Source organism: Streptomyces sp. OfavH-34-F, from assembly GCF_022347745.1.
Classification (GTDB): domain Bacteria; phylum Actinomycetota; class Actinomycetes; order Streptomycetales; family Streptomycetaceae; genus Streptomyces.
Map to the genome: position 1 here is coordinate 1 of NZ_JAKRGC010000040.1, position 25,452 is coordinate 25,452.

Consider the following 25,452-nt stretch of genomic DNA (forward strand, 5'->3'; position numbering starts at 1 on the left):
CCCCGGCCGCGGCCCCCGCCACCACCGCCGCCAGGCGCCCCGCCGTCCAGCCGTCCTCCTTGCGCCACGCCCGCTCACCCGCCAGCCGCCCCACCAGTGACGTGAGCGTGCCCGTGAAGTAGTTCGTGGGCGTCGCCCGCACCCGCCCCTGGATGCCCATTGCCAGCCCCAGCAGCACCAGCAGCCCCAGCCGGTCCGCGTCCGACGCCACCAGCCCGGCCGCCCACAGCCAGGCCCCCGCCGCCAGCAGCACCACCTCCACCAGCAGCGTCAGCGGCACCCGCCGCCACATCCGCTCGCCCGCCAGCGCCGCCCCTGCCACCCCGCACGCGTACGAGACCAGCGCGGTGACCACCCGCAGGGCCACCCCGCGCTCGCCGGCCCCGGCGGCCGCCGCCCCCAGCAGCACCAGGTTCCCCGTCATCACCCCGGCGAAGACCTGGCCCACACACAGGAACACGAACGCGTCCGCCGCCCCGGACGCCGCCGACAGCAGCACCAGCGCGGTACGCGGCCCCACGCCTCCTCCCGCCGCCCTCACTCCAGCCCACGCGCCCGGCGGAACCGGTCCAGCCCGTCGGACAGCTCCACCACCGGCTCCGGGTAGTCCAGCCGCTCCCGCTCCTCGCCGGGCAGCTTCCACGGCTCGTGCACGGCGGACCCGGCCACCGGCGCCAGCTCCGGCACCCAGCGGCGTACGTACGCCCCGTCCGGGTCGAGCCGCCTGCCCTGCGCCACCGGATTCAGCACCCGGTTGGGCCGGCTGTCCGTCCCCGTACCGGCCATCCACTGCCAGTTCAGCTGGTTGTTGGCGATGTCGCCGTCCACGAGGAGGTCCAGGAAGTGCCGGGCGCCGACGCGCCAGTCCACGTACAGCGTCTTGGTCAGGAAGGAGGCGGCGAGCAGCCGGCCCCGGTTGTGCATCCAGCCCTCGTGGCGCAGCTGGCGCATCGCGGCGTCGACCACCGGATAGCCGGTCCGCCCCTGCCGCCACGCCTCGATCTCCCCGGCCGCCTCCGCCTCGGACCGCCACCGGTCGTGCTTGTCCCGGTAGTTCTCGTGCGACGCGGCCGGGCGGGCGGCGAGGACCTGGTGGTGGAACTCGCGCCAGCACAGCTGCCGCACGAACGCCTCGGCCCCGGCGCCGCCCGACTCCCGCGCCCGGCGCACCAGCTCGACGGGGGAGAGGGTGCCGAAGTGCAGGTGCGGCGAGAGCCGCGAGGTGGCGTCGGCCGCGAGATCGTCGCTCCGGTCCGCGTACGCCTCCAGACCGCCGCGCCGCCAGGCGGTGAACGCCTTGCGCGCCGCCCGCTCACCGCCCTCCGCCAGCCCTTCCGACACCCCGTCCACGGCGGCGCGCGCCCAGATCTCCTCCGACCGGGGCCCGCTCGGCACCCGGACCGCCCGCGGCGCGCCGAACACCTCGCGCAGCCGCTCCCCGGACCAGCGCCTGAAGTACGGCGTGAACACGGCGAAGTGGTCTGACGAGGCGGGCGTCACCGCGCCCGGCGCCACCGCGGTGACCACCCCGTCGTGCACCCGCAGCCGGCGCCCGCCCGACTCCAGCGCCCCGCGCAGCCGCTCCTCGCGGCGCCGGGCGTAACCGCTGACGTCCGCCGCGACATGGACCTCCGCCGCGCCGGTCTCCTCGGCGATCGCGCGCACCTCGCCCGCCACGTCCCCGGACCGCACCACGAGCCGGCCGCCCCGCTCGCGCAGCCCCGCGTCGAGGTCGCTCAGGCAGTCGGCGAGGAAGGCGCGCCGGTTGGGCACGTCGAACCCGGCCGCCGTGACGGCGTCGTCGCGCACGAACAGGGGCACCACCTCGTCGGCGGACGCCAGCGCGGCACGCAGCGGCGGATGGTCGTGCAGGCGGAGATCAGCGGTGAACAGGACGACCGCGACGGACATGGCGCAACTCCCAAGGGGCCGGGGAACAGCCATGCTGCCGTCCCCCGGCCTCCCGGGGGCGCACCGCTCAGGACGACACCGCGGGTACCGCCCGTCCGGGTGACGTACGCGTCTCGGCCGCGCGCGCGATGTTGCGGGCCATCCCGCCGAACACCACGGCGTGGAACGGCGAGACGCTCCACCAGTAGGCGTGGCCCAGCAGCCCGCGCGGATGGAACAGGGCCCGCTGCCGGTAGCGCGACCGGCCGCGCCCGTCCCGCTCCACGTACATCTCCAGCCAGGCGAGGCCGGGGAGCCGCATCTCCGCGCGCAGCCGCAGCAGCCGTCCCGGCTCGATCTCCTCGACCCGCCAGAAGTCCAGCGAGTCGCCGACGCGCAGCCGGTCGCTGTCGCGCCGGCCGCGCCGCAGGCCGACACCGCCCACCAGCCGGTCGAGCCAGCCGCGCACCGCCCAGGCCAGCGGGAAGGAGTACCAGCCGTTCTCCCCGCCGATGCTCTCGACCACCCGCCACAGCGCTTCGGGCGAGGCGTCCACGGCGCGTTCGCGCACGTCCTCGTACAGGCTGCCGCCCGCCCAGTCGGGGTCGGTGGGCAGCGGGTCGCTCGGCACGCCGGGCACCGCGGCGGAGGACCACCGGGTGGTCACGCGGGCCTCCCGGATGCGCTGGAGCGCGAGGCGCAGCGCGGTGTTCAGCGAGAACGGCTGCCCCGCCCCGTCCGGGACGTAGTGCGCGATGTCGTGCTCCCGGCACACCACCTCGTAGCGCAGCGACTCGGCGAGTGGCCGCGCGATCGACGCGGGTACGGGTGTGATGAGCCCGATCCAGTGGCTGGAGAGCCCCGGCGTCAGCATCGGCACGGGCAGGATCAGCCGGTGCGGCAGCTCCGCGACCTGCGCGTACCGCTGCATCATGTCGCGATACGTCAGCACGTCGGGGCCGCCGATGTCGAACGTGCGGTTCACCTCGGCGGGCATCCGGGCACTGCCCACCAGATAGCGCAGCACGTCGCGCACGGCGATGGGCTGGATGCGCGTCGACACCCAGCTCGGCGTCACCATGACCGGCAGCCGCTCCGTCAGGTAGCGCAGCATCTCGAAGGAGGCGGAGCCCGAGCCGATGATGACCGCGGCCCGCAGCGCGGTGGTCGGCACACCGGAGTCCAGCAGGATGCGGCCGACCTCGGCGCGCGAGCGCAGATGCGGCGACAGCTCGCGCTCCGGAACGCCCTCCGGGGTGAGCCCGCCCAGATAGACGATCCGGCCCACCCCTGCAGCCCGCGCCCGCTCCGCGAAGGCCGCCGCCGCCCGCCGGTCCGTGTCCTCGAAGTCCGCGCCCGACGAGAGCGCGTGCACCAGGTAGTACGCCACGTCGATGCCGTCCATGGCCGGGTCGAGGGACGCCGCGTCCGTGACATCGCCCCGGACGGTCTCCACCTCCCCGGCCCACGGCTGGTCGCGCAGCTTCTCCGGGGTCCGGGCCAGGCACCGCACCCGGTGCCCGGCGGCCAGCAGCTCCGGAACCAGCCGGCCGCCGATGTAGCCGGTCGCCCCGGTCACCAGACAGCTGAGGGGAGCATTCGCATGGTCGTCCGTCATCGGACCTCCGCATCACCGGGTCGGGCCCCGTCGCGACCAGTCTGGCGCCCGTGCCGCCGCCCCGCACGGCGGGCCCCCGCGCGTCCGGCGACCCGATCGGCCCGCGGCCGATTGCGGGCCGCGTCCCGGGGCCCGACGGTGGGGACCACACCCGCCGGAAGAGGAGCGAGATGACGGACGCCCAGTGGAGCCCGGTGCCGCGCGCGGGGGACGCGGACGAGTTCCTGCCCGTGCTGGACCTCGTCGAACCGGGCCGCCAGCGGCGGCTCACCGTTCTCCTGCGGCTGCTCCTGCTGATCCCGCACGCCCTCGTGCTGGTCGTCCTGGAGATCGCGGCCTTCTTCACTCTGGTCTTCGGCTGGTTCGCCGCCCTGGCCCTCGCCCGGCTGCCCGGCCCCGTCTACCGCTTCCTCGCCCAGGTCCTGGCGTACCGGACCCGGGTCGGCGCGAGCGCCATGCTGCTGGTCGACAGCTACCCGCCCTTCACCCTGGGCCAGCCCTCTTCCTACCCGGTCCGCATCGACGTCCGGCCGACCCGGCTGAACCGGCTCGCCGTCCTCTTCCGGGCGGTCCTGGTCATCCCGGCCGCGATCGTGCAGGGGCTCCTCACCTCCGGCTGGTCGGCCCTGGCCGTCCTGTGGTGGCTGATCACCCTGATCCTCGGCCGCATGCCCCGCCCCCTGTTCGAGGCCACCGCCGCCACCCTCCGCTACGAGATGCGGGTCTCCGCCTACTTCTCCCTGCTCAGCCCGGCCTACCCCAAGGGGCTCTTCGGCGAGGACGCCCTCTCCGTACCGCAGGGCCGGCCGCGCTCCGACACCCGGCCGCTCGTCGTGAGCGGTGCGGGCAAGGCCCTGCTGATCCTCTTCCTGGTCCTCGGCGTCGCCGGCGGCATCACCACCTCCACGACCCGCTCCGCCACGGACGACACCGGCTACAGCCTGCGGCCGTAAACCCGCTCGTGGGGAAGGCCGTTCACCCGGCATGATCGCCGGATGACCTGGACAGCCCCCGAAGCCACCCGTACGCCCGGCTCGCTCGTCGCCGGTGAACGGGAGATGCTCACCCAGTACCTGCACTGGTTCCGCGCCACCCTGCTGCGCAAGTGCGCCGGCCTGACCGGCGAACAGCTCGCCGCACGGACCGTGCCCCCGTCCGGCCTCTCCCTGCTGGGCCTCCTGCGCCACCTGGCCAAGGTCGAACGCACCTGGTTCCGGGAGCGGTTCGCCGGACAGGACCTGGAGCCGATGTACGACCCGGCCAAGGGCAAGGACGCCGACTTCGAGGACCTCGACCCGGCCCGCGCCGCCAAGGACTACGCACGGTTCGTCGAGGAGTGCCGCCTCGCCGACGGGATCGTCGCCGGCGCCTCCCTGGACGACACCTTCGCCCACAACGGCCGGGCGCACTCGCTGCGCCTCGTCCACGTCCACATGATCGCCGAGTACGCGCGCCACCTCGGCCACGCCGACCTGGTCCGCGAGCGGCTGGACGGCGCCACCGGGGACTGACGCGGCCGTGCCGCCCGGCGACACGACGACCGGGGCGGATTTTCCTGCGGCCGCCAGGTGTCGAGGCGATGATGAGGTGGCGTGGCGTCCCGTGCGCCACGGCCGGACACCAGCGACGATGGGAGTGGAAGCATGCCTCTCCAGGGTGAGTACGAGCCGAGTCCCGAACAGTGGGTTCGCGAGCAGGTCGAGCAGTACGAGAGCTCGGGCGGTACGGAAGGCACGACGATGCGCGGCATGCCGGTCGTCATCCTGACGACCGTCGGCGCCAGGTCCGGGAAGATCCGCAAGACCCCCCTGATGCGCGTCGAGCACGACGGCCGCTACGCCGTGGTCGCCTCCCAGGGCGGCGCCCCCACGCACCCCGTCTGGTACCACAACCTCAAGGCCGACCCGCGCGCCGAACTCCAGGATGGCCCCGAACGCCGGGACATGACGGCACGCGAGGTGACCGGCGAGGAGAAGGCGCTGTGGTGGGAACGGGCCGTCGAGGCGTTCCCCGACTACGCCGACTACCAGCGCAAGACGGACCGTCAGATCCCGGTGTTCGTCCTGGAACCGGCCGACGGCGGCCACTGAGCGCGTCGGGATAGTGTCCAGCTCGGCCCCCTGAGGGGTTGGGGCCGAGCGGAAGGATGCCAGGACCAGATGACAGACAACTCCGACCTCGTCGCCTTCGTACGGGCCCGCCTCGACGAGGAAGAGGACCTCGCGCGGGCGGCCGGCGGCGAGCGCTGGCGCTGCCCGACCGACGTGCCGGGCGAGATCCACGACCGCAGCGGCGCGATCGCCTTCACCCTGCGCGCGCACGGCCACGACTACGACCGGCACATCGCCCGCCAGGACCCGGCCCGCACGCTCCAGCGCATCGAGACCCACCGGGTGCTCCTCGACGAGTACGCGGAGGTCGCCGCGCTCGACGTGGACCGGCCGCAGCGCGACTTCGCGTCCGGCCGGGCCTTCGGCCTCGGCTTCGCGGTCCGCCAGCTGGCCGCCGAGAACGCCGGCCACCCCGACTACCAGGTGAAGTGGCTGCCCCGCTTCATCCAGTAGCGGGACCGGCCGCCGGCTCCGGGCGGCTCAGAGCGCGTTCGTCCCGTGATCGCCCTTCGTGGTCACCTGCTCGCTCCGCTCCTGGAGCCGGTGCGCCTTGTCCATCAGACGCTGCCGCTCCCGCGCGTCGGGGGCACGGTCGGCGGCCTCCCGCATCTCCTCCGCCTTGGCCCGGATGCGCTCCGCCCGGCCGCCGGTCTCGTCCGCAACGCTCATGATCACTCCCGGTCTCGTAGGAGAGCCCACCACTCCAGCGAATCAGCGCACCCGCGCCTCCGCATCTCGAACGGCCCCCGTCGCGCCCCGGCTGATCGCGGCGCTCCCCGGTCTGGCAGGATCGGACGCTCGAAAGTAAGGCCCCGCCGCGGCAGTTGTGCCAGGCGGCGGGATCGCACACGAGCATGTGGAACGGGGAACGAGAACGATGCGTATGTGGACGCGCGCCGTGCCGGCGGCACTGGGCGCACTGGGGCTGGCCGTGGCTCTGACCGGTTGCGGCGGTTCCGACTCGGACGGCGGCAAGAGCGGCGAGGACCGTACGAGCTTCCGGCTCGGCGAGGCCAGCCCGCCGCAGGAGAGCACCATGGAGCGCGCGAAGGGGTCCACCTACACCGTCACCCCCACCAAGGTGGAGACGGGAACCAAGGCGGACATGGACAACTCCGGCCTGGACAGGGACAAGGACAAGGAGCCCAAGATCCCCGTCTACGTGTGGGCCACCGTCACGCACAAGAGCGGCAAGGCCATGGAGGTCGGCGACATGGACGACGACCTGATCGTCGAGACCGACAAGGGCACCCGCACCAAGGCGCTCATCGTCATCATGGGTGAGGCGAAGTGGCCGAACTGCCCGGCCCCGGACACGAGCAAGAAGCTGAAGGCCGGCGAGTCCGAGAAGATCTGCAAGGCGTTCCTGATCCCCGAGGGCCAGAAGGCCGCCGCCGTCCAGCTCGGCCAGGGCTTCACCAGGGAACCGCTGGAGTGGCCGGTCTCCGGCTGACGCGACAGGGACGGCGCGGTGTCCGAATGTGACAGGGAACCGTCATTGCGGCCACTGTCCCGGTGGACGACGATGAATCCATGTCCACCTCACACCGCGTCGTCATCGCGGTCTTCCCCGGCGTCGATCTCCTCGACGTGTCCGGCCCCGCCGAGGTCTTCTCCCTCGCCAACCGGGTCTCCGGGGACCGGTCCGCCTACCGGGTCCGGCTCGCCGGCCCCGCGGCGGGCGAGGTGCGGACCTCGGCGGGCGTACGGCTCCTCACCGACCTGACCTTCGCCGAGGTGGGCCGGGACGTCGACACCCTGCTGGTGCCCGGCGCCGTAGACATGACCGCGGACGGGCCCGTCCCCCGGATCGACGGGGACATCGTGGCCTGGGTCCGGGAGACCGCCCCGCACGCCCGGCGGGTGGCGTCCGTGTGCGTCGGCGCCCATCTGCTGGCCGCGGCCGGGCTGCTGGACGGCCTGACGGCGACGACCCACTGGTCCACCGCCGCCCGGCTCGCCGCCGCGCACCCGGAGGTCACGGTGGACGCGGACCCGATCTTCGTCCGCGCCGACCGGGGGAGGGTGTGGACCGGGGCCGGCATCAGCGCCTGCCTGGACCTCTCGCTCGCCCTGGTGGCCGAGGACCACGGCGAGGACACCGCGCTGGCCGTGGCCCGGCAGCTGGTGATGTACCTCAAACGGCAGGGCGGGCAGAGTCAGTTCTCCGTCCCGCTCAGCCGGCCGGCCGCATCCCGGCGGGACATCGACGAGCTGCGGCTGTGGATCGCCGACCATCTCGACCAGGACCTGTCCGCCCCGGTGCTCGCCGCGCGGATGTGCCTGAGCGAACGGCACTTCGCCCGCGTCTTCAAGCAGGAGACCGGCGTCTCCCCGGCCGCCTACGTGGAGTCCGCCCGCGTCGAGGCCGCCCGCCGGCTCCTGGAGACGACCGACGACCCCCTCGACCGGGTGGCGTCCGCCGCCGGGCTCGGGTCGGCGGAGACCCTGCACCGCGTGTTCCGGCGGCAGATCGCCACCACCCCCGCGGCCTACCGCCGCCGCTTCCGTACCACGGCCGCCTGACCGGCCCCCCTCTTCCTCCTCCCGCCGTCACCGGCGACTCCACCCCACTTCACCCCGGCACGGCGGACGGCTCCGCCATGCCCCCGTACGAGAAAGGCACCCCGCCATGACCACCACCCAGCCCTCCCGGACGCTCCGCGAGGTCTCCGGCCTGGACGCCCGGCTGCCCCGGCTCAGCGAGTCCGTCCTGATCCTCATCGACGTCCAGAACACCTACCGCACCGGCGTCATGGCCCTGGAGGGCGCCGAGGAGGCCGTCGCCGCCTGCGCCCGGCTGCTGGAGCGGGCCAGGGCGGCCGGCACCCCCGTCGTCCACGTCATCCACGACGGGGGCGAAGGCTCCCCGTACGACATCCGCGAGCACATCGGCGCCCTCAGCGACGAGGTCGCCCCGCGGGAGGGCGAGCCGGTGGTCGTCAAGCACTTCCCGAACTCCTTCCACCGCACGGAGCTGGAGCGGACGCTCACCGAACTGGGCGCGGAACCGGGCAGCGGCCGGGATCTGGTGCTCGCCGGCTTCATGGCCCACATGTGCGTCACCCACACCGCGCAGGGCGCCTTCAACCTGGGCTACCGGCCCGCCGTCGTCGCCGAGGCCACCGCCACCCGCAGCCTGGCCGCCCCGGACGGCACGGTCCTGCCGGCCGCCGCACTCAAGACCGCCGCGCTGACCGCCCTGGGCGACCTCTTCGCGCCCGTCGCCCCCACGGTGGACGCTCTGCCCGCCTGAGCCGGACCGGCCGCACGAAAAGAACGCCGGGATGCCCTCGGGGCATCCCGGCGTCACGTCGGCGGCGAGGAAAGCGGAAGGACTAGATTCATTCGAAGAAAGGGAGAAGGAAGTCCCTCCATGGCCTCGCCACGGGCCACGTTAGCAGTCAGGCGGGGATCAGGTCGCGGAGATTTTCCGGGGTGACGACCACCGAGTCCGGATGCAGCCCGTCGGGGCGGGCCAGACCGATGTACGTGACCGGCTCGTCCGGGGCCGCCCCGCCGTCCCACAGCGTGACCTCCGTCCCGCGCCCCTCCAGCAGGGCGGCGAGGTGGCCGACCGTCAGGTACTCCCGCTCCACGATTCCGCGCAGCAGCGAGGCCACCGTCACCCGGTTGCCCTCCACCCGGTTCGCGTGCGGCTCGCCCGCCAGGTACAGGTGCAGCCACCTGGCCCGCCAGCGCCCGTCGGGCCCGCGCAGGAACGCCAGGGGCAGCGCGACCGCACCCGGCCCGCGCAGCTCCGACTTCATCCGCACCGTACGCGGCTCGAACGGGCGGCCCGCCTGCTCGGCGTCACGCGTCATGAACCCGAAGAACGACTCCTCGACGGTCTCGAAGCCCTCCCCGGAGAAGATGTTGACCTGCGGCACGACGAAGTCGCCCCGCACCCTGTCCAGCCGCAGGTTGATGAACTCCGACGCTCCCTCGGGCGCCTCGGTGACATCGCCGGAGTGCTCGCCGCCGATCTCGGTGAGCGCGGTGTACGACAGCCAGCACACCGTGCGGTATTTGTAGTCGAGCATCAGCGCGGACAGGTCGAAGTCGGTGTCCCGCCGCGCCTGCTTCCAGTACACGAAGAACCGCAGCAGTTCACCGTCGACGGGCGTGAGCGAGCCCCGGGGCAGCACGCCGAACCCGCCGGACGTCGCCTTGCCGCTGAGCGGCAGGGCCACATCGAAGACGTCCGGATCGATCAGCAGCCGCCCGGTCTCCGGCAGCCGCCGGGCCACCTCGGCGTCCAGCGCGGCGACCAGCCGGTCCCGCACCGCCCCGGGTATCGGCCCGCGGGTGTCCCCGGTGACCCAGGCACGGGCGCGCCGGTTGACGAAGAACCGGCCGCCGTCCGGTACCTCGCCCCGGTTCTGGAGGTGCTCGCGGACGGACAGCAGCACCCGCCCGGACACCTGCGGGGCCACCCGCACGGCCGCGGCCGCCACCGCCTCGCGTTCCTCGTCGGTGCGGCAGGACCTCAGCAACCGGTCCAGGGCGCGCATCAGCATGCCCGGAGCGGCCGTCAGCAGCGCCGCCGCGCCCGGGACGTCACCGGCGGCGAGCGCCTCCTCGACCCGGCTGCCGAGGGTCCGGGCCGCCTTCTCGCCGCGTGCCACGGCGAACACCTCGGCGGCGTACGGGTGGCCCGGGTACTCGTGCGGGTGCAGACGCTCACCGAGGCGCTTGAACTCCTCGCGGTGCGCCGCCACATCGGCGAGCTTCGCGGGCGCCGCCGCCACCAGTGCGTCGAGTCCGGCCAGCAGGGCCCGGCGCACCGGCCGCGAGAACGAGCGGAACCGGGTCGGCGCCGTCAGGGTGACATCGCCGTCGCTCAGCGCGCAGGCCAGCCGGAGCACATCGGTGACGGTGTCCAACAGCGGTTCGCGCCCGGCGGTGAGCCGTGCCCGGTTGACGACGGCCCGGTTCTCCCGCACGGGCAGGGTCTCCGGCTGCGGCCCGTCCACGCAGTGCGCGGCGAGCATCCCGAGGTCGCCCAGGTGCTCCTCGCTCAGCGGGGTGGTGCTGCCGGCCAGGGCGAGGTAGAGCGCGGAGGCCTCCTCGTCCGGGGAGGCGCCCAGGTGCAGCACCGTCAGGCGGTCACCCGCGGCCTCGGTCAGCTCGTCGTGGACGGCGAGCAGTTCGGCGTACGTGTGCTGGTAACGGCCGTACGCCGGCAGCGTCAGCAGGTCGACGGCGCCCTCGCTCAGCTGTTTCAGCGTGCCCGGCCGGGCGGTCTCGTCGAGCAGCGCGTCGGCGACGCACCGCCACCAGAAGTCGAAGGTGTCCGGGACGTGCGCGGGGAAGTCGATGAAGTAGGAGTTGTGCCGGACATGGTCGCCCACCATCTCGCGCACGATGTCCAGCGTGTGCCGGGCGGTCTCGGTCACCGTCTTCGCGCAGAGCGCGGACAGATGGTCCAGCGCGCCGCCCGAGAGCTTGAAGCCCACGGACATGAGGGCGGTGTCGAACTGCCGGGCCGCCGCCTCCCCTTGACCGGCGGGACCGGTGGGGGCGGGCAGTCGGAGGGTGTGCCGGATGACCAGGGCGTCGAAAGGATGGGACATCCGGGCAGCATCGCAGAACGGACCGGGGAGGGGCATGCGAGTTTCCGCCCCCGCCCAGCCCCCGCCCCGCTCCTGCCCCTGACCCGACCCTGGTGCGGCGTCCGGTCTCCGGCGTCCGGTCAGCCCTCGACGGACGTGGTGGTGAAGCGGTCGCCGCAGATGCGGACCTGCGGATCGCGCAGCGTGAGCGCCTCCTTGGAGCCCGGCGGGTAGACCCGCAGGTAGTCGGCCCGCTTCCAGCAGCCGCCGTCCGCGATGCCCCGGTTCAGCGTGTGCAGGAAGACGTGCGCCGTCTTCCCGGGCGCGAGCACCGTCGGCCCCTTCGCGGCACCGTCCCGCCCGGCCGGTACGCCGATGACGGCGCCGTCCCGCTGGATCAGGGACACCCCGGGGAAGCCGTTGAGGGTGCAGGAGCGCGCCGACTTGTTCACGAAGGTCAGCCGGTAGTACACCTGCCCCGCGCCCCCGTCGGCCGGCCGCACGGTCATCCCCAGGTTCTCCGCCGTGCACCGGCCGGGACCTGCGGCGTCGGCGCCCGTGTCCGGGGTCGGCGTGGCGGTCGCGGAGCGCGAGGGCGAGGCGGTCGCGGCAGCGGGGGAGGAGGCGGGGGCGGACGGCTGCGACGGAGCCTGCGAGGGGGTGGCGTCCCCGGCGCGGGTGGCGGGGGAGGCGGCGGCCGGCCCGTCCGGCGCGGAACCGTCGTCGCAGCCCGCCGCGACGAGCGCGAGCGACATCATCGCGACGGGCACGAGCAGGCGGCGCGCCCGCCGTCTCACGGCGGCCCCGCTTCCTCGCGGACGAGGCGCGCGCTCGAACGGTCGGGGGGCGGCGGAGGTGCGCGAAAGTGAGCCCATGACGGACGCCTGCTCGATTTTCGGTGCCCTCAACCTGATGATCTTGTGCGGGCCGGAGCCGATGTGCCCCTGGCGTCGAGGCGGGAGGTGCCCCGATGCCCGGGTCCGCGCCGGCGTCGGTTCACTCCCGGCCGGGGCGTACGGCGGGCAGGCCGGCCGTCTCCGCCGCGTCGGCCAGCACCTCGCGGAGCATCGCCGGGGTGAGCCGGCCGGTGAAGACGTTGCGCTGGCTGACGTGGTAGCAGCCGAACACCGTCAGCGGGTCGCCCGCCCCGTCCGCCGGGGCCAGCACCGCCCGCGCGCCGTGCCCGAACACCGGCCGGGGCCGGGGCACCCGCAGCCCGGCCCGCTCCAGGGCCGCCAGCGTCGCCTGCCAGCCGAAGCCCCCGAGCGCGACGACCGCCCGCACGGTGGGCCTCAGCAACTGGAACTCGCGAGCCAGCCAGGGCCGGCAGGTGTCCCGCTCGCCCGGCGTCGGGCTGTTGGCGGGCGGCGCGCAGTGCACGGGCGACGTCACCCTCACCCCGTACAGCTCCAGCCCGTCGTCCGGGCCCGTCACCGTGGACCGGGAGGCGAGGCCCAGCTCGTACAGCGTCGCGTACAGCAGGTCGCCCGCCCGGTCGCCGGTGAACATCCGGCCCGTCCGGTTCCCGCCGTGCGCGGCGGGCGCCAGGCCCGTGATCGCCAGGGAGGCGTCGGCGGGGCCGAAGCCGGGGACGGGACGGGCCCAGTACTCCCAGTCGCGGAACGCGGGGCGCTTGACCCGGGCCGTCTCCTCCCGCCACTCCACCAGGCGGGGGCAGGCGCGGCAGCGCACCAGACGCTCGTCGAGGGCGGCCAGCGAGGAGGACCGGTCGGCGGCTCGTACGGGGTAGTCCTCGGCGGTGCACATGACGAACCCGAACCCGCTTCCCGTGTCCCCGAGGGCCTGCTGTCCGACATGAGCGTACCCGGCGAAGATGGGACCATGGCCCTGGAAACGGCCCCGCTTGTCACGGAGAGAGAAGGGAAGCCGGACCATGAGCGATTTCGCCGTGGGGGACCATGTCCGATGGAACTCCGAAGCAGGTCACGTCGAAGGCGTCATCACCGAGAAGCACACCCGGGACGTCGAATTCAAGGGGCGCACCCGGCATTGCAGCAAGGAGGAGCCGCAGTACGAGATCAAGAGCGACAAGACCGGCCACCTCGCCATGCACAAGGGCAGTGCGCTGAAGAAGGCCTGACGGGCGGCATGCCGAAAGGGGCGCGGTGAACCGGATCTGCACGATCGGCCACTCGACACGGGAATTCGCGGAACTCGTGGAAATGCTGCGCCGCAACGACGTCACCTGTCTGGCCGACGTGCGTTCCTACCCGTCCTCCAGACGGCTCCCGCAGTGGAACCAGCAGGCCGTCATCGATGCCCTGCCGCCCGACATCGGATACCGGTGGCTGCGGAAACTCGGCGGCCGGCGCCACACCCCGAAGGGCGTGCCGACAGCCAACGGGGCCTGGCGGGTGAAGGCGTTCCGCGACTACGCCGACTACATGGCGACCGACGCGTTCCGGGAGGGCCTGGACGAACTGCTGGCCCTCGCCGAGGACGAGCGCCCCGCCATCATGTGCAGTGAGGCCGTGCCGTGGCGCTGCCACCGCCGGCTCATCACCGACGCGCTGATCGTTGCCGGCGCGGAGGTCGTGGACATCCTCTCCGCCACCTCGACCCGGCCCGCCGCCCTGAACGCGGACGCCCGGGTCCACGACGGTCTGCTGACCTACCCGCCCCACGACTGAGGGGCCGCACCGGACCCGCCGTCCCGGGTCCAGGGCCGCAGCTTCTCCGGATTGCGCACCGCCCAGATGCGGTGGACACGGCCCCCGGCGAGACCGAACGCGGCCACCGTGACCGTCACCCCGGCGTGCTGGGCGACCAGCCCCGGCCGGCCGTTGACCGTCCGCTCCAGCAGCACCAGAGCGGGCACCCGGTCCACGAAGTGGCACAGGTACTCCGCGAGCCGCTCGCCGCCCCGCACCGGACGCAGGGCCGCCCCGGCCAGCCCGCCGCCGTCGGTGACCATCGTGGCGTCCGGGTCGAGGAGGCCGACCAGCGCCGCGATGTCCTTGGCCCGCCACGCCTCCTTGAACTCCCGCACCAGCACCGCCTGCCCGGCCGCCGGACCGGTGTCCGCCCGGGCCTCGCGCAGCCGCCGCCGGGCCGACGCGGCGAGCTGCCGGCAGGCCGGGGCGCTCCGGCCGACGATCCGGGCCACCTCCGCGAACGGGTACCGGAAGACGTCGTGCAGGACGAACGCCACCCGCTCCGCCGGGGTCATGGACTCCAGCACCACCAGGAAGGCCATGTGCACCGACTCGTCCAGGGTCACCCGGTCGGCCGGGTCCGCCGGTTCGTCCCGGCCGCCGTCCGCACGGCCGCCGACCCACTCGGAGCGGTCCGGCAGCGGCTCCGGAATCCACTCGCCGACGTACCGCTCGCGCCGGACCCGCGCCGAGCCCAGCACATCGAGGCAGACCCGGCTCGCCACCGTCGTCAGCCACGCCCCGGGGGACTCGATCTCCGCCTGCCGCGCCGGAGGCATCGCGTACCAGCGGGCGTACGTCTCCTGCACGGCGTCCTCCGCCTCGGCGACCGAACCCAGCATCCGGTAGGCCAGGTTCGTCAACCGTCGGCGCTCGCCGATGACGGCGCTCAGCTCCGGCTCGGAAGGTGTGCTCATCACGTGACCGCCCTCGGTTCTCCCCGTCCGCATGCCCTGCCGGTGATCCGACGGAACAGCGCCCCGGAATGTGAGGCGGGCCTCCGCCTCACATTCCGGGGGCCCGCGTCGTCGGACCGTCGAGACCGTACCGACCGACCGCCGCGAGGCAGAAGAGAGGACCGCGCCATGACCGCACCGACGATTCCGGCACCGGGCACGCCCACCCCCGCAACGGCGGCGACTTCCGGCCGCACCACGTTCGTCGAGGTCTCCCTCGCGCTGCAGACCCTCGCCATCCTCTTCCAGGCGGTCACCGCCGGGCTGCTGCTCTCCTCCGCCCACGGCGAGGTGCTGCACGGCGTCGGCGCCCGGGTGATGTACGGCGCCTCCATGCTCTACGTACTCGCCGCGGTCCTGGCGTGGCGGCCGGGGGGCGGCTCGCCCCGCCCGATCCTGTACGCGACCGGGTTCCTGCTCCTCGCCTCGGCGCAGGTGGTGCTCGGCATCGCGCACGAACCGGCCTGGCACGTCCCGCTGGGGGTGCTGATGTTCGGCCTGAGCACCGCGGCGCTGGGCCACGCGCTGTTCACCCGCGCGCTACGCCGGACGGGCCGGGGGTGACGGGGCGGTCGGGGTCGGGAATCGGCCGGGCCCCGGAAGTCACTCCAGCGGCAGACAGGCATACGCGCGGAAAGTTCCGCGCGGTCACACACGACGGAGGGCCGGCCGGGAATTCCCGGCCGGCCCCATTCCGTAGGAAACGAGCGCACTACCAGCGATACCAGCGGCCACGCTTTCCGCCCCCGCCGACCGGTCGGACGACGAAGCCGAGCAGCCACACCACCAGTACGGCGACGGCTATCCACCACAGAGCCTTCAGGGCGAAACCCGCCCCGAAGAGAATGAGTGCGAGCAGAAGAACCAGAATGACCGGAACCATGAGTATCAACCTCCGAAACCTCGGATGCCCCGGCCCCTCGCCGGTATTCCTGCTCTTTCAAAAATACTCCACGACTTTCCCTCGGCGGGGCGGGAAGGCGGTGCCGGGACGGGCCGCACCGGGCGGCGCTCTCCCCGCGCCGCGCCCATAGTGGCCGTAGCGGGAACGGGCCGCCGCACCCGGGCACGGCCCACCGCGCACCCCCTACCGAGGAGCCCCCACCATGACCCGAGCACTCGCGCTCGTCTGCACGCTCTCCCCGTCCCCGAAGCCGTCGAGCAGTGAACTCCTGGCCGACCAGATCATGGCCGAACTCGCCGGTCTGGACGTGCGGGGGGAGACGCTGCGGATCGCCGACCACGACGTACGGCCGGGTGTCGCACCGGACATGGGGGACGGGGACGCCTGGCCCGGCATCCGCAAGAAGGTGCTGGCGGCCGACATCCTGCTGCTGGCCACCCCGATCTGGCTCGGCCACCCCTCCAGCCTCTGCCAGCGGGTGCTGGAACGGCTCAACGCCGACATCTCCGAGACCGACGACGGGGGCAGGCAGCTGCCGTACGGCAAGGTGGGCATGGTGGCCGTGGTCGGCAACGAGGACGGCGCCCACAAGGTCAGCGCCGATGTCTTCCAGGGCCTCAACGACCTGGGTTTCACCCTGGCCCCCGGGGCGGTGAGCTACTGGGTGGGCGAGGCCCAGCACGGCACCGACTACCGGGACCTGGAGCAGACGCCCGAAGCCGTCCGCTCCACCACGCGTTCCATGGCCCTCAACGCCGCCCACCTCGCCCGCGTTCTGGCCGACGCCCCTTATCCGCCGCGCTGACCTGACGAGGGGGTGTGTGGAACGCGTGGCTCCGGGTAGTCGCAGCTTCGCGCATGCGTATGCAGCAGCTGTCGGACAGAAAGGGCAGGATCGCGATGCCGATAACCGAGTCCGTGCGAGTCGCACCGGCGACACTCCCGGAGATCGCCGACCCCTCGAAGGTGGCGCCCAAGGACGCCCGCGCGCTCAGCAAACTGTTCTTCGACCGGTTGCAGACCCTCGAAGAAGGCACGGCGGAATACCAGTACGCCCGCAACACCCTCATCGAGATGAATCTGACCCTGGTGCACTTCGCGGCCGCCCGGTACCGCAACCGGGGCAACGGCCAGATGGAAGACATCATCCAGGTCGGCACCATCGGGCTGATCAAGGCCATCGACCGCTTCGAACTCAGCCGGGAGGTGGAATTCACCTCCTTCGCCATTCCGTACATCGTCGGGGAGATCAAGCGGTTCTTCCGGGACACCACCTGGTCCGTACACGTGCCCCGGCGACTCCAGGAACTGCGGGTCACCCTGGCCAAGGCCAAGGAGGATCTGGCCACCACGCTCGGCCGCGAGGCCACGGTCGCCGAACTCGCCGAACGCCTCGGTATCAGCGAGGAGGACGTCATCGAGGGCCTGGTCGCCTCCAACGGCTACACCGCGCACTCGCTGGACGTGCCCCTCGACGGGGGCGAGGCCGACGGCGCCGGCGGCGTCACCCGCACCCATGCCGACATCACCGGCGAATGCGATCCCGGCATCGAACTGGTCGAGAACCTGCACGCCCTGGCGCCCCTGCTGGAGACGCTGGACGAACGGGAACGCGCCATCGTCCGAATGCGCTTCGGCCAGGAGATGACGCAGTCCCAGATAGGGGAGCAACTCGGTCTGTCCCAGATGCACGTGTCGCGGCTGATCGCCCGCATACTCGGCAAACTCCGGGAGGGCATCCTCGCCGAGGACTGACCCGCCCCGCAGTTCTACCGGACGCGGGAGGACGACTCGTCCTCGTCCTCGTCGTCGTCCGAGCCGGGCACATGGACGTCCGCGACATTGATGTTGATCTCGACGACCTCGAGTCCGGTCATCGTCTCGACCGCGTCCGTGACCTGCGTACGGATACGGCGCGCGGTCTCCACGATGGGGGCGCCGTACTCGACGACGATGTCCACGTCGACGGCGGTCTGCTTCTCGCCGACCTCCACCTTGACGCCCCGGCCGGGGTCGCTGGAGCGGGACACCTTGTCCTTGACGGCTCCCAGCGCACGCGTGGGGCCCTTGCCGACGGAGTACACCCCGTCGGTCTCCCGTACGGCGATGCCCGCGATGGTCGACACCACGCTGTCCGCGATGGTCGTCGTTCCTCGCGTGCCGCCCGCCGCGCCGCCTTCCAGCCGGGTGCCGCTGTCGTTGGTCGCCATGGTTCCTCACACGGAAGCTCGTCGGTCGGGGGGACTGGGGGCGCCGGGCGGAATCCGCTTCCGCCGCGATCCGCGCCCACTTCCACTCTCCTCCGGCATCCGCGCCCCCGCCATTCGGGTGGCCGCGGCCGGCGAGGACACCGCCGGCGATCAGTCGCGCGGCAGCAGGGTGCCGAGCGGCCCGAGGTCCAGATTCAGGTCCTCGGGCCGCACACCGTGCTGCGCGCACAGCTCCGCCATGCGCTGTTCCAGCAGCATCAGCGTCGTCCCGATCTCCTCCGTCTGTTCGTCGCTGAGGTCGCCCTCGTCGATCCGGCGGATCGCCTGGCGTTCCATCAGCTGGCGCAGCAGTTCGACCACAGTGAGCACCAGCGTCACCAGGTCCTGCCCCACCCGTCCCGCGTCCAGGTCCAGCCGCGCGTCGGTCACAGCGGCCCCCCGTCCGCCCACGGCGCAGGCACCCGCTCGCTGACCGAGGAGAGCAGGGCGTGCAGGGAGAGACGGACGAGCGGCACATCGGCGATGGCGATGACCAGGTCTCCGCTGATGACCACCCCGGTGGCCAGCACCCGGTCCAGCAGATCGACCAGCGGCACCCCGATCGGCCCGCTCAACGGTTCCGGTTCGTCCCACGGAACGACGGCGCGCTCCACCCCTACACCTCGCCGACGAAGGAGTACGGCACCCATGGCCCCGACAGCTCGACCCGGGCGCCGGTGCGTTCCGCGAGGCCGCGCGCCAGCCGCGCCAGCTCCGCCGCACGGTCCCGGGCCACCAGGTACGTGGCGTTGAGTACCTGGGTGCGGCGCTCGTCCGATGCGTGGGCGGCGTGCGGCGGCAGCCTGCGCGACGCGGTGGCCAGTCCGCCGACGTCCGCGTCCACGAGGGCGGCGATCCGCAACCCGTCCGCCCGGTGCCGTTCGCGCCGGTCGCGCTGGCTCCGCTTCCGGTCGAGGTAGGCCCGGCCGGCTCCTGGTGCCGCACGCCGGGGTGCGGGCCCGTCGTCGGGCCGGGCGGGCGCGTCGGCCACGTACACCTTCACGCCCCACTCGGCGTGGCCGGCCGTACGTTCCAGCGCGGCGTGGAAGCGTCCCGACTCCCGGGTCAGCGCGTCCCGCGCCCGCTGTTCGTCGAGGTACAGCGTCGCCAGCGGCAGGGGCACCGTGGGGTACCGGGCCGCGACCGTGCACACCACGTCGTGATGGGCCCGGGCGTACCGTTCGAGTTCCGGTCCGTCGGCCGCACGGGCCAGCCACGCCTCATCGGTGAAGTCCGCCGCCCGCACGGTCTGCACCACCGCCACGAGCTCCGGGCCCACCGCCAGCGCGCCCACCGGGCTCTCCGGGGTCACGCCCGAGGGGCCGGACAGGTCGGGCGGGCCTTCCGGACGGCACACGGCGTAGACGTAGACGGCATGGGCGTCCGCCGGAGAATCGCAAGGGTCGGCAACGGCGGGGGAGGGGGTGTCCTGGATCATGTACGCGGTTCTCCTCGGCTCAGCTCCGGGACGACGACTTCGGTGAGGGGGCCTGCTGCCCCCCGTCCGCCCCGGCCGTCTGGGACTCCAGGGCGTCGACGCGGGCGCGCAGCTCCCGGTTCTCGTCCTGCAACGCGTTGCGCGCCGCGTGCGAGCTGAGCGCGGGGTCGGTCTCCCACCAGTCGATCCCCGCCTTTTTCGCCGTGTCCACGGACGCGACGAAGAGGCGCAGCCGGATGGTGAGCAACTCGATGTCCAGCAGATCGATCTTGATGTCGCCGGCGATCACGATGCCCTTGTCCAGGACGCGTTCGAGGATGTCGGCGAGATTGGTGTTCTGCGGACCGGACGGCGCGTAGGCGTCCTGCCGGAAGTCGAGGTCAGTCACGGCGGGACCTCCGCGAACGCCGCCTGCCGGGGGCGGGCTCCTCGTCCTCGTCCTCTTCCTCTTCCTCTCCGTCCTCGTCGTCCTCCGGTTCCTCTTCGGGCTCCTCGTCCTCCCAGTCCTCCTCGTCCCCGTCCTCGTCGTAGTCCTCCTCCTCGCCCTCGTCTTCCTCCTCGTCCTCGTCCCCGTAACCGTCCTCGTAATCCCCGTTCTCCTCCTCGTCCTCGTCACCCTCCCCGTTGTCGTCCTCGTCCTGGGACTCCTCCTCCGCCATGGCGTCCTCGTGCGAGACGACGACCTCTCCGTCGCGGATCTCGCCCCGCCAGCCGTCGGGTTCCTCGTCGGTGAGCGTCACGTACCGCTGGAAGTGCTTGAAGTCCAGCCGGATGCGGCGTCCCTGGGCCCGCCAGAGGTTGCCGGTCTTCTCGAAGAAGCCGGACGGGTAGTACTCGACGACCAGCACGATGCGGGTGAGGGTCGGCGTCAGCTCGTGGAAGCTGACCGCACCGCGCGTGGTGCCCTTGGAACCCTCGGACGTCCAGACGATGCGCTCGTCGGGGACCTGCTCCTGCACGGTCGCCTTGAAGCTGCGCGAGGACGGGCCGATCTTGACCTTCCAGTCGCTCGTGGTCTCGTCGCTCGTCGATACGTCCTGGACGCCCTTCGCGAAGCTGCTGAAGCGGTCGTACTGGGTCCAGTAGTCGTAGGCGGTGCGCAGTGGTACGCCGACGTCGAGCACCTCGACGATGTTCATCGACTTGCCGCCGCCCGACTTGCTCTTCCCCTTGCCGCCGCCGAACGTCTCCTTGGCCTTCTCCTTGACGTTGTCCTTCACGCCCTTGGCCTTCTCGGAGACGAACGACTTCAGCGGGGACTCGCCCTGGAGGACCCGGGAGGCGATGGCGGGGAGCGAACCGCCGTTCTCCGCCGAGTCGGTGAGCTGCTGCGCGACATCCGTGAGTTTGCCGCTCGCCTTGCCCGCGAGGTCGTCCACCTTGGCTCCGAGGAAGCCCGAAAGCTCCTCCTTGAGCCGGTCGAAGCCCGATGCCGGCGCTTCGGAGCGGTCGTCTTCTTCTGTCCTGGCCATGACTGGCTACCTCCGCCGATCGGTGCGCTTGGAAGCGGTGCGCTTCGAGGACGAGGAGGTCTTCCTCGCGGCGGTCTTCTTCGCGGGAGCGGTCTTCCTGGCCGCGGTCTTCTTCGCCGGGGCCGTCTTCTTGGCCGCCGTCTTCCTGGCGCCCGCCGCCTTCTTGTTCGCGGGTGCGCTCTTCTTGGCCGTCTTCTTGGCCGTCTTCTTCGCGGCGGGTGTGCTCTTCCCGGCAGGTGCGGCCTTCTTCGCGGCCTTCTTCGCCGGCTTCTTGGCGGCCTTCTTCTCGGGCGCCTTGCCGGTTCCACCGGTCCGCCCGGACGCCTTGCGGCGAGGCGGGGGCGTGGGTTCGGGCTCCGGCTCGGGCTCGGGCTCGGGTTCCGGTTCGTCCTCGTCCTCGAAATCCTCGTCCTCGTCCTCGTCCTCGTCCCAGGGCTCCTCCTCCCGGTCCTCGGCCTCGTCCTCCTCGTCGCCCTCGTCCTCTTCCTCGTAGTCCGCGTCGCCCTCGTCCTCATGGGCATCGTCGTCGCGCGGTCCTTCGAGGAGACGGCTGGTACGGTCGCTGATCGCCTCGGCCAGCGAGGACATGCTGCGGTCGGCGGCGGCCGTGATGGCCTTGCGGCCGGCCACCATGACCTCGCCCCTCAACTGATCCTGGAGATCGGCGAACTGGGGAACTTCCCCGAGCCGTCGCATGCCTTCGGCGGCGAGCTGGCGGGGCTGGAGCCCGAACCGCCTGCCCGCCAGATACGTCGCGACGGTCAGCGCCATCCGGCCCTTCCTGGTCCGGCCCAGCACATAGCCACCCACCACGGCGGCCGCGAGTGTCACCTTGGCCTGGTCATCCATGAGCACGTCACCTTCGATCGTCCGGCACTCGGGCCGCCCGAGCGGCGTGCAGCCGGTCGAGCAGCCGGTCCTCTTCCCGTTCGAATTCCTCGAGCGTGATGTCTCCGGCCTCCAACTCCTGGTTGAGTACGGCAAGTTGTGCGCGCAGTACGCGTGGGTCGGACAGCTCCCGCTCGGCGGCCTCGTTGAGCTTCTCCGCCACCCACACCACTCCGCGCACGGGAGCGACGGGCAGGGTGAGCAGCCCCGTGATCAGCCCCACGTCAGCCACCGCCCACGGGTGCCGCGCGGTCCTCGGGGCCGACGAAGCTGTAGCAGGGCAGTGGCCCGGCGAGCCGGAGGTTCGCACGCCCGCGCAGATCGCTCGCGAACCGGTGCGCCTCGGCCAGGAACGCGGCACTGTCACCCCGCTCCACCAGGAACGACACGTTCAGTGCGCATCCCTGGACCTCCGGTCCCGCCGCCACCTCGCGGGCCCGGGGCGTCAGCTCGCGCAGCACCCGCCGGCCCGCCTCGGCGGCCCGGCGAGCGAGGGCGGCGGCCACCGCCTCGCCGAGGCGCAGACTGGTCTCGTAGTCCGGACGGCGGCGCGCGGCCTCCCTGAGCCGGCGGACTGTACCGTCCTCGGCGACCACGTCCGCGAGCCGGTCCTCGGCCGCCAGCGCCTTGACGTTGATCTCGTGGCAGCCGTCGAGCCGTTCGAGGGCCGACAGGTGCGCGGCCTCACCGGTGACCAGCTGCCGGAGCACGGCGTCCGGGCCGGGGGCGACCGTGCCGAACCGCATGGGCAGCACCGGCCCGTCGTCCATCAGACGCATCAGCAGGTCCTGATGGGCCAGCAGGTCGCGGCGGCGGGCCCGGAGGTCGGGCGGGGCATCGCTGACGACGGCGGCGACGCGGCCCCGCGCAAGGGTCCGCAGCCGGGCGGGCGGACGGCCCACACCGCCCCGGTCCGCCGGGAGGGTGACGCCCGCCCGGGTGATCGCGTAGACGTACACGTCCTCGGCCGGCACGGGTCACGCCTCCGCGCGGCGGCGACGGCTCTCGCCGTCGCGCGCCGGGGCGCGCCGCTTCTTCGGCCGCTCCTCCGGTTCGTCGTCGGCGCCGACCGCCTTGCGGACGGTGTCGCCCACCGATTCGGCGGCCCGGCGCACCTTCCGCTTGCCGATGGACTTGACGGCGCCGCCGCCGATCAGCTCCGGAACCGTGGTGCTGCCGGAGTCCCGTTCCAGGTCGAGCCGGTTGCACGCCTCGGCGAACCGCAGATACGTGTCCACGCTCGCGACGACGATGCGCGCGTCTATCTTGAGGATCTCGATGCCGACCAGGGAGACCCTGACGAACACGTCGATCACCATGCCCCGGTCGAGGATCAGCTCCAGGACGTCGTACAGGGTGCCGGCGCGCGGCGGGCAGGCGACGACTTCGTCGGAGTAGGTGGTCGCGGTCATGGAATGTCCTTCCGGCGGGGGAGTGGACGCCGCTCACTCGTCGGCGGCGCCCCGGCGGTACCGGCGGACCCTGCGGTACTCGAGGAGTTCACCGGCCCGGTCCAGCTGCACCTCGTAGGAGGCGAGGAGGCTCGTGGTGTCCGGAATCCGGGGCACTTCGAGAACGTCCACGACAACGCACCAGCCGTCGTCGGTGCGCCGGACGGCGGACACGCCCTCCGCGTGGTGGTCGATGAGACCCTCCAGGCTCTGGCAGGCAGCGCGTGCCGCGTGCTCGGGGCCCCGTGCGGACGGGGCACGACGAGTCGTCGCCGTTTTCGTGATTCCGGCATGGGAACGCCGCTGATCTGCCATGCAACCCAGTCTGCTCACTCACGGCGCCCGCGCATCTTGGGCGCGGGCAATGGAGCGCAAGGTGCGCGGTGGCGACCCCGATCCGTTGATGGACACTGTCCATACTTCTCTGGTGGACAGTGACCAGGAACCACTCGTCTTCCCTTCGCGAGCGTCTGATCGACGCGGGCCTCGCCCTCGTCACGGCCCGAGGGCGGCGAACGGCCCGAGCACCCCGCGCGGCCGGCTGGGGGCCCTCGCCGGGACGTATCCGGAGTATGCGCGGGACGACCGCGGCATGTTCGAGCTGATGTTCCGCCACGACCTTGCCGCACCGCGCTCATCGGCCAGTTGTCCGTCGTCCTCGCCCTCTCCCGGCTCACCCCGGCGACCTCCTGGCAGGAGACGGGCCTCGTCCTCGCGGTCCTCGGCGCAGGATTCACCGCCGTGATGGTCACCGCCACCGGGACCGTCGTCGGGGACGCGCCGCCCGGCTACGCGGGAGTGGTTGGGGGCCTCAAACAGACCGCCATGAACGTCGGCCCGACCCTCGGCATCGCGGTCGCCGCCGCACTGATGCCGCTCACCCCGACGGCCGAGGGCTCCCCGGCGCACCCGGCCCTCGCCGTACCGGACCTCACCCTGACCCCGGCCCTGCCCGCGGTGGCGGCGCTCGCCGCGCTCGGACTGATCCCGGCCCGGCTGCTGCCCCGGTGAGCCCGCGGGCGTCCCGGCCCCGGCGGCCCTCCGTTCGCCTCGTGGGCGGCCGGGAGCGCCCTTACGCTGCCAGAGGATCACGACCCGTGGACGAGGAGCAGCGATGGACCTCCGCCTGAGCCCGATCGGCCGGGAACAGCACCTGGCGTTCGTCGAGAGCCTGCCCTCGGCGAGCCACACCCAGGTCCCGTCCTGGGGCGAGGTGAAACCCGACTGGCGGGCGGAGAGCCTCGGCTGGTCCGACGCCGGCGGCCGCCTCGTCGGTACGGCCCTCGTCCTGTACCGGCCGCTCCCCGGGATCAGGCGCTCCCTCGCCTACCTCCCCGAGGGCCCGGTCATCGACTGGTACGACGAGGACCTCGGCCGGTGGCTGACCCCGCTCATCGGGCACCTGCGGCAGCGGGGCGCCTTCACCGTGAAGATGGGCCCGCCCGTCATCGCCCGCCGCTGGGACGCGGCCACAGTGAAGGACGCCATCGCCGACCCCGGCACCCACCGCCTCGGCGAGGTGCCGCCCACCGAACAGGACCCGCGCGCCACCGCACTGACGGACCGGCTGCGCGCCATGGGCTGGCAGCGGTCCGGCGGCGACCGCGAGGACGGCTTCGCGGCGGGACAGCCGCGCCACGTCTTCCAGCTCCCCCTCGCCGGCCGCTCGCTCGACGAGATCCGGGACGACTTCAACCAGCTGTGGCGCCGCAACATCAAGAAGGCGGAGAAGGCCGGAGTCAAGGTCGTCCGGGGCGACTACGCCGACCTGGACACCTTCTACTCCCTCTACACCGAGACCGCCGCACGCGACCGGTTCGTCCCCCGCCCCCTGCCGTACTTCCAGCGCATGTGGAAGGCGCTCACCGCCGAACACCCCGACCGGATGCGGCTCTACCTCGCGGCCCACGACGGCGACGTGCTGGCCGCTGCCACCATGCTGACCGTCGGCGGACACGTCTGGTACTCGTACGGCGCCTCGACCGGCCGCAGGCGCGAGGTCCAGCCGAACAACGCCATCCAGTGGCAGATGATCCGCGACGCCCACGCCATGGGCGCCCACGTCTACGACTTCCGGGGCACCACCGACACCCTCGACGAGAGCAACCACCTGCTCGGCCTGCTCCGCTTCAAGGTCGGCACCGGCGGGCAGGCGGCCGAGTACGTCGGCGAGTGGGACCACCCCCTCAACAAGGTCCTGCACAAGGCGTTCACCCTCTACCTGGCCCGGCGTTAGGGCTCGCCG

33 protein-coding genes and 1 pseudogene are annotated in these 25,452 nt (G+C 72.7%); 14 read left to right on the top strand and 20 right to left on the bottom strand.

From position 1 onward, the window contains the following. The 3 genes from MHW47_RS09495 to MHW47_RS09505 all read right to left on the bottom strand — a co-directional run. A partial coding sequence (locus MHW47_RS09495; protein WP_308381598.1) for a DUF1275 family protein occupies positions 1 to 499 on the bottom strand: 499 nt, incomplete at its 3' end. A gap of 38 nt (positions 500 to 537) precedes the next feature. After that, complete coding sequence (locus MHW47_RS09500; RefSeq protein WP_239222217.1) at positions 538 to 1,911, bottom strand: deoxyribodipyrimidine photo-lyase; 1,374 nt, start codon at positions 1,909 to 1,911, stop codon at positions 538 to 540. A 67-nt stretch (positions 1,912 to 1,978) separates the two neighbouring features. After that, positions 1,979 to 3,508, bottom strand: coding sequence for an SDR family oxidoreductase (locus tag MHW47_RS09505; protein ID WP_239222218.1), 1,530 nt, complete (start codon positions 3,506 to 3,508; stop codon positions 1,979 to 1,981). A 170-nt stretch (positions 3,509 to 3,678) separates the two neighbouring features. Between MHW47_RS09505 and MHW47_RS09510 the strand changes: the two genes are divergently transcribed. From MHW47_RS09510 to MHW47_RS09525, 4 genes are all read left to right on the top strand, one after another. Next, the gene (locus MHW47_RS09510; protein ID WP_239222219.1) at positions 3,679 to 4,461 is read left to right on the top strand and encodes a DUF4389 domain-containing protein; all 783 of its coding nucleotides are present in this window, start codon (positions 3,679 to 3,681) and stop codon (positions 4,459 to 4,461) included. A gap of 42 nt (positions 4,462 to 4,503) precedes the next feature. Continuing rightward, positions 4,504 to 5,019: a DinB family protein gene (locus tag MHW47_RS09515; RefSeq protein ID WP_239222220.1), complete on the top strand. Its 516-nt coding sequence runs from the start codon at positions 4,504 to 4,506 to the stop codon at positions 5,017 to 5,019. Between the two features lie 132 nt (positions 5,020 to 5,151). After that, positions 5,152 to 5,598, top strand: coding sequence for a nitroreductase family deazaflavin-dependent oxidoreductase (locus MHW47_RS09520; protein WP_239222221.1), 447 nt, complete (start codon positions 5,152 to 5,154; stop codon positions 5,596 to 5,598). Between the two features lie 69 nt (positions 5,599 to 5,667). Beyond that, positions 5,668 to 6,072: a DUF6221 family protein gene (locus MHW47_RS09525; RefSeq protein ID WP_239222222.1), complete on the top strand. Its 405-nt coding sequence runs from the start codon at positions 5,668 to 5,670 to the stop codon at positions 6,070 to 6,072. 27 nt (positions 6,073 to 6,099) lie between these two features. Here MHW47_RS09525 and MHW47_RS09530 read toward each other — a convergent pair whose 3' ends face one another. Continuing rightward, complete coding sequence (locus MHW47_RS09530; protein ID WP_239222223.1) at positions 6,100 to 6,288, bottom strand: DUF6381 family protein; 189 nt, start codon at positions 6,286 to 6,288, stop codon at positions 6,100 to 6,102. A gap of 208 nt (positions 6,289 to 6,496) precedes the next feature. On the opposite strand from MHW47_RS09530, the gene MHW47_RS09535 reads away from it, so the two are divergent. The 3 genes from MHW47_RS09535 to MHW47_RS09545 all read left to right on the top strand — a co-directional run bounded on the left by MHW47_RS09535 (position 6,497) and on the right by MHW47_RS09545 (position 8,875). Then, on the top strand, positions 6,497 to 7,072 hold the full coding sequence (locus MHW47_RS09535) for a hypothetical protein (protein ID WP_239222224.1): 576 nt from the start codon (positions 6,497 to 6,499) through the stop codon (positions 7,070 to 7,072). An 80-nt stretch (positions 7,073 to 7,152) separates the two neighbouring features. Further along, positions 7,153 to 8,145: a GlxA family transcriptional regulator gene (locus MHW47_RS09540; RefSeq protein WP_239222225.1), complete on the top strand. Its 993-nt coding sequence runs from the start codon at positions 7,153 to 7,155 to the stop codon at positions 8,143 to 8,145. A gap of 106 nt (positions 8,146 to 8,251) precedes the next feature. Further along, positions 8,252 to 8,875: a cysteine hydrolase family protein gene (locus MHW47_RS09545; protein WP_239222226.1), complete on the top strand. Its 624-nt coding sequence runs from the start codon at positions 8,252 to 8,254 to the stop codon at positions 8,873 to 8,875. 148 nt (positions 8,876 to 9,023) lie between these two features. On the opposite strand, the gene MHW47_RS09550 is transcribed toward MHW47_RS09545, so the two are convergent. The 3 genes from MHW47_RS09550 to MHW47_RS09560 all read right to left on the bottom strand — a co-directional run bounded on the left by MHW47_RS09550 (position 9,024) and on the right by MHW47_RS09560 (position 12,941). After that, entirely contained in the window at positions 9,024 to 11,195 is a 2,172-nt protein-coding gene (locus tag MHW47_RS09550; protein WP_239222227.1) for a hypothetical protein, read from the bottom strand. A 119-nt stretch (positions 11,196 to 11,314) separates the two neighbouring features. Beyond that, positions 11,315 to 11,971, bottom strand: a complete 657-nt coding sequence (locus MHW47_RS09555; RefSeq protein ID WP_239222228.1) for a DUF4232 domain-containing protein — start codon at positions 11,969 to 11,971, stop codon at positions 11,315 to 11,317. Positions 11,972 to 12,170: 199 nt separating this feature from the next. Next, the gene (locus tag MHW47_RS09560; protein WP_239222229.1) at positions 12,171 to 12,941 is read right to left on the bottom strand and encodes a uracil-DNA glycosylase; all 771 of its coding nucleotides are present in this window, start codon (positions 12,939 to 12,941) and stop codon (positions 12,171 to 12,173) included. 127 nt (positions 12,942 to 13,068) lie between these two features. Here MHW47_RS09560 and MHW47_RS09565 point away from each other — a divergent pair, with 127 nt between their 5' ends. Continuing rightward, entirely contained in the window at positions 13,069 to 13,275 is a 207-nt protein-coding gene (locus MHW47_RS09565) for a DUF2945 domain-containing protein (RefSeq protein ID WP_239222230.1), read from the top strand. A gap of 25 nt (positions 13,276 to 13,300) precedes the next feature. Continuing rightward, positions 13,301 to 13,825 (top strand): DUF488 family protein, encoded by a 525-nt coding sequence (locus MHW47_RS09570; RefSeq protein ID WP_239222231.1) that lies wholly within the window; start codon positions 13,301 to 13,303, stop codon positions 13,823 to 13,825. Here MHW47_RS09570 and sigJ read toward each other — a convergent pair. After that, positions 13,807 to 14,766, bottom strand: a complete 960-nt coding sequence (gene sigJ, locus MHW47_RS09575) for an RNA polymerase sigma factor SigJ (protein WP_239222232.1) — start codon at positions 14,764 to 14,766, stop codon at positions 13,807 to 13,809. The two genes, MHW47_RS09570 and sigJ, sit on opposite strands and share 19 nt — an antisense overlap. A gap of 168 nt (positions 14,767 to 14,934) precedes the next feature. Here sigJ and MHW47_RS09580 point away from each other — a divergent pair, with 168 nt between their 5' ends. Further along, the gene (locus MHW47_RS09580; protein WP_239222233.1) at positions 14,935 to 15,369 is read left to right on the top strand and encodes a hypothetical protein; all 435 of its coding nucleotides are present in this window, start codon (positions 14,935 to 14,937) and stop codon (positions 15,367 to 15,369) included. Between the two features lie 148 nt (positions 15,370 to 15,517). On the opposite strand, the gene MHW47_RS09585 is transcribed toward MHW47_RS09580, so the two are convergent. After that, the gene (locus MHW47_RS09585; RefSeq protein ID WP_239222234.1) at positions 15,518 to 15,688 is read right to left on the bottom strand and encodes a hydrophobic protein; all 171 of its coding nucleotides are present in this window, start codon (positions 15,686 to 15,688) and stop codon (positions 15,518 to 15,520) included. A gap of 223 nt (positions 15,689 to 15,911) precedes the next feature. On the opposite strand from MHW47_RS09585, the gene MHW47_RS09590 reads away from it, so the two are divergent. Both MHW47_RS09590 and MHW47_RS09595 read left to right on the top strand, forming a co-directional pair. Beyond that, on the top strand, positions 15,912 to 16,514 hold the full coding sequence (locus tag MHW47_RS09590) for a flavodoxin family protein (protein WP_239222235.1): 603 nt from the start codon (positions 15,912 to 15,914) through the stop codon (positions 16,512 to 16,514). A gap of 95 nt (positions 16,515 to 16,609) precedes the next feature. Next, the gene (locus MHW47_RS09595; RefSeq protein ID WP_374230074.1) at positions 16,610 to 17,464 is read left to right on the top strand and encodes an RNA polymerase sigma factor SigF; all 855 of its coding nucleotides are present in this window, start codon (positions 16,610 to 16,612) and stop codon (positions 17,462 to 17,464) included. A gap of 14 nt (positions 17,465 to 17,478) precedes the next feature. On the opposite strand, the gene MHW47_RS09600 is transcribed toward MHW47_RS09595, so the two are convergent. The 11 genes from MHW47_RS09600 to MHW47_RS09650 form a co-directional block, all read right to left on the bottom strand. Next, a complete protein-coding gene (locus MHW47_RS09600) occupies positions 17,479 to 17,919 on the bottom strand; it encodes an Asp23/Gls24 family envelope stress response protein (protein WP_239222237.1) in 441 nt (146 codons plus the stop codon). Between the two features lie 150 nt (positions 17,920 to 18,069). Further along, positions 18,070 to 18,348 carry a gas vesicle protein K gene (locus MHW47_RS09605; RefSeq protein WP_239222238.1) on the bottom strand — a complete coding sequence of 93 codons (279 nt, stop codon included), beginning with the start codon at positions 18,346 to 18,348 and terminating at the stop codon, positions 18,070 to 18,072. Next, positions 18,345 to 18,572 carry a gas vesicle protein gene (locus MHW47_RS09610; protein ID WP_164641421.1) on the bottom strand — a complete coding sequence of 76 codons (228 nt, stop codon included), beginning with the start codon at positions 18,570 to 18,572 and terminating at the stop codon, positions 18,345 to 18,347. The genes MHW47_RS09605 and MHW47_RS09610 overlap by 4 nt, the downstream gene beginning before the upstream one ends. Before the next feature lie 2 nt (positions 18,573 to 18,574). Further along, positions 18,575 to 19,396 (bottom strand): GvpL/GvpF family gas vesicle protein, encoded by an 822-nt coding sequence (locus MHW47_RS09615; protein ID WP_239222239.1) that lies wholly within the window; start codon positions 19,394 to 19,396, stop codon positions 18,575 to 18,577. A gap of 19 nt (positions 19,397 to 19,415) precedes the next feature. Next, the gene (locus MHW47_RS09620) at positions 19,416 to 19,784 is read right to left on the bottom strand and encodes a gas vesicle protein (RefSeq protein WP_239222240.1); all 369 of its coding nucleotides are present in this window, start codon (positions 19,782 to 19,784) and stop codon (positions 19,416 to 19,418) included. Beyond that, on the bottom strand, positions 19,777 to 20,868 hold the full coding sequence (locus tag MHW47_RS09625; RefSeq protein ID WP_239222241.1) for an SRPBCC family protein: 1,092 nt from the start codon (positions 20,866 to 20,868) through the stop codon (positions 19,777 to 19,779). The genes MHW47_RS09620 and MHW47_RS09625 overlap by 8 nt, the downstream gene beginning before the upstream one ends. 6 nt (positions 20,869 to 20,874) lie before the next feature. Then, positions 20,875 to 21,717, bottom strand: coding sequence for a histone protein (locus MHW47_RS09630; RefSeq protein ID WP_239222242.1), 843 nt, complete (start codon positions 21,715 to 21,717; stop codon positions 20,875 to 20,877). Between the two features lie 7 nt (positions 21,718 to 21,724). Continuing rightward, complete coding sequence (locus tag MHW47_RS09635; RefSeq protein WP_239222253.1) at positions 21,725 to 21,979, bottom strand: gas vesicle protein GvpG; 255 nt, start codon at positions 21,977 to 21,979, stop codon at positions 21,725 to 21,727. Position 21,980: 1 nt separating this feature from the next. Continuing rightward, on the bottom strand, positions 21,981 to 22,730 hold the full coding sequence (locus MHW47_RS09640) for a GvpL/GvpF family gas vesicle protein (protein WP_239222243.1): 750 nt from the start codon (positions 22,728 to 22,730) through the stop codon (positions 21,981 to 21,983). A gap of 3 nt (positions 22,731 to 22,733) precedes the next feature. After that, entirely contained in the window at positions 22,734 to 23,168 is a 435-nt protein-coding gene (locus MHW47_RS09645; protein ID WP_239222244.1) for a gas vesicle structural protein GvpA, read from the bottom strand. Between the two features lie 33 nt (positions 23,169 to 23,201). Beyond that, positions 23,202 to 23,522 (bottom strand): gas vesicle protein, encoded by a 321-nt coding sequence (locus MHW47_RS09650; protein ID WP_239222245.1) that lies wholly within the window; start codon positions 23,520 to 23,522, stop codon positions 23,202 to 23,204. Positions 23,523 to 23,825: 303 nt separating this feature from the next. Here MHW47_RS09650 and MHW47_RS09660 point away from each other — a divergent pair. Further along, positions 23,826 to 24,218 (top strand): annotated as a pseudogene (locus MHW47_RS09660) (MFS transporter); the annotation flags it as partial. A 103-nt stretch (positions 24,219 to 24,321) separates the two neighbouring features. Then, complete coding sequence (locus MHW47_RS09665; RefSeq protein ID WP_239222246.1) at positions 24,322 to 25,443, top strand: peptidoglycan bridge formation glycyltransferase FemA/FemB family protein; 1,122 nt, start codon at positions 24,322 to 24,324, stop codon at positions 25,441 to 25,443. The last annotated feature ends 9 nt before the right edge of the window (positions 25,444 to 25,452 follow it).

Excerpts from the sequence above, each read along its gene's own strand:
- MHW47_RS09500 (WP_239222217.1), bottom strand. The coding sequence starts at position 1,911 with ATGTCCGTCGCGGTCGTCCTGTTCACCGCTGATCTCCGCCTGCACGAC.
- MHW47_RS09505 (WP_239222218.1), bottom strand. The coding sequence starts at position 3,508 with ATGACGGACGACCATGCGAATGCTCCCCTCAGCTGTCTGGTGACCGGG.
- MHW47_RS09510 (WP_239222219.1), top strand. The coding sequence starts at position 3,679 with ATGACGGACGCCCAGTGGAGCCCGGTGCCGCGCGCGGGGGACGCGGAC.
- MHW47_RS09515 (WP_239222220.1), top strand. The coding sequence starts at position 4,504 with ATGACCTGGACAGCCCCCGAAGCCACCCGTACGCCCGGCTCGCTCGTC.
- MHW47_RS09520 (WP_239222221.1), top strand. The coding sequence starts at position 5,152 with ATGCCTCTCCAGGGTGAGTACGAGCCGAGTCCCGAACAGTGGGTTCGC.
- MHW47_RS09525 (WP_239222222.1), top strand. The coding sequence starts at position 5,668 with ATGACAGACAACTCCGACCTCGTCGCCTTCGTACGGGCCCGCCTCGAC.
- MHW47_RS09530 (WP_239222223.1), bottom strand. The coding sequence starts at position 6,288 with ATGAGCGTTGCGGACGAGACCGGCGGCCGGGCGGAGCGCATCCGGGCC.
- MHW47_RS09535 (WP_239222224.1), top strand. The coding sequence starts at position 6,497 with ATGCGTATGTGGACGCGCGCCGTGCCGGCGGCACTGGGCGCACTGGGG.
- MHW47_RS09540 (WP_239222225.1), top strand. The coding sequence starts at position 7,153 with ATGTCCACCTCACACCGCGTCGTCATCGCGGTCTTCCCCGGCGTCGAT.
- MHW47_RS09545 (WP_239222226.1), top strand. The coding sequence starts at position 8,252 with ATGACCACCACCCAGCCCTCCCGGACGCTCCGCGAGGTCTCCGGCCTG.
- MHW47_RS09550 (WP_239222227.1), bottom strand. The coding sequence starts at position 11,195 with ATGTCCCATCCTTTCGACGCCCTGGTCATCCGGCACACCCTCCGACTG.
- MHW47_RS09560 (WP_239222229.1), bottom strand. The coding sequence starts at position 12,941 with ATGTGCACCGCCGAGGACTACCCCGTACGAGCCGCCGACCGGTCCTCC.
- MHW47_RS09565 (WP_239222230.1), top strand. The coding sequence starts at position 13,069 with ATGAGCGATTTCGCCGTGGGGGACCATGTCCGATGGAACTCCGAAGCA.
- sigJ (WP_239222232.1), bottom strand. The coding sequence starts at position 14,766 with ATGAGCACACCTTCCGAGCCGGAGCTGAGCGCCGTCATCGGCGAGCGC.
- MHW47_RS09580 (WP_239222233.1), top strand. The coding sequence starts at position 14,935 with ATGACCGCACCGACGATTCCGGCACCGGGCACGCCCACCCCCGCAACG.
- MHW47_RS09585 (WP_239222234.1), bottom strand. The coding sequence starts at position 15,688 with ATGGTTCCGGTCATTCTGGTTCTTCTGCTCGCACTCATTCTCTTCGGG.
- MHW47_RS09590 (WP_239222235.1), top strand. The coding sequence starts at position 15,912 with ATGACCCGAGCACTCGCGCTCGTCTGCACGCTCTCCCCGTCCCCGAAG.
- MHW47_RS09595 (WP_374230074.1), top strand. The coding sequence starts at position 16,610 with ATGCCGATAACCGAGTCCGTGCGAGTCGCACCGGCGACACTCCCGGAG.
- MHW47_RS09600 (WP_239222237.1), bottom strand. The coding sequence starts at position 17,919 with ATGGCGACCAACGACAGCGGCACCCGGCTGGAAGGCGGCGCGGCGGGC.
- MHW47_RS09615 (WP_239222239.1), bottom strand. The coding sequence starts at position 19,396 with ATGATCCAGGACACCCCCTCCCCCGCCGTTGCCGACCCTTGCGATTCT.
- MHW47_RS09625 (WP_239222241.1), bottom strand. The coding sequence starts at position 20,868 with ATGGCCAGGACAGAAGAAGACGACCGCTCCGAAGCGCCGGCATCGGGC.
- MHW47_RS09630 (WP_239222242.1), bottom strand. The coding sequence starts at position 21,717 with ATGGATGACCAGGCCAAGGTGACACTCGCGGCCGCCGTGGTGGGTGGC.
- MHW47_RS09645 (WP_239222244.1), bottom strand. The coding sequence starts at position 23,168 with ATGACCGCGACCACCTACTCCGACGAAGTCGTCGCCTGCCCGCCGCGC.
- MHW47_RS09650 (WP_239222245.1), bottom strand. The coding sequence starts at position 23,522 with ATGGCAGATCAGCGGCGTTCCCATGCCGGAATCACGAAAACGGCGACG.
- MHW47_RS09665 (WP_239222246.1), top strand. The coding sequence starts at position 24,322 with ATGGACCTCCGCCTGAGCCCGATCGGCCGGGAACAGCACCTGGCGTTC.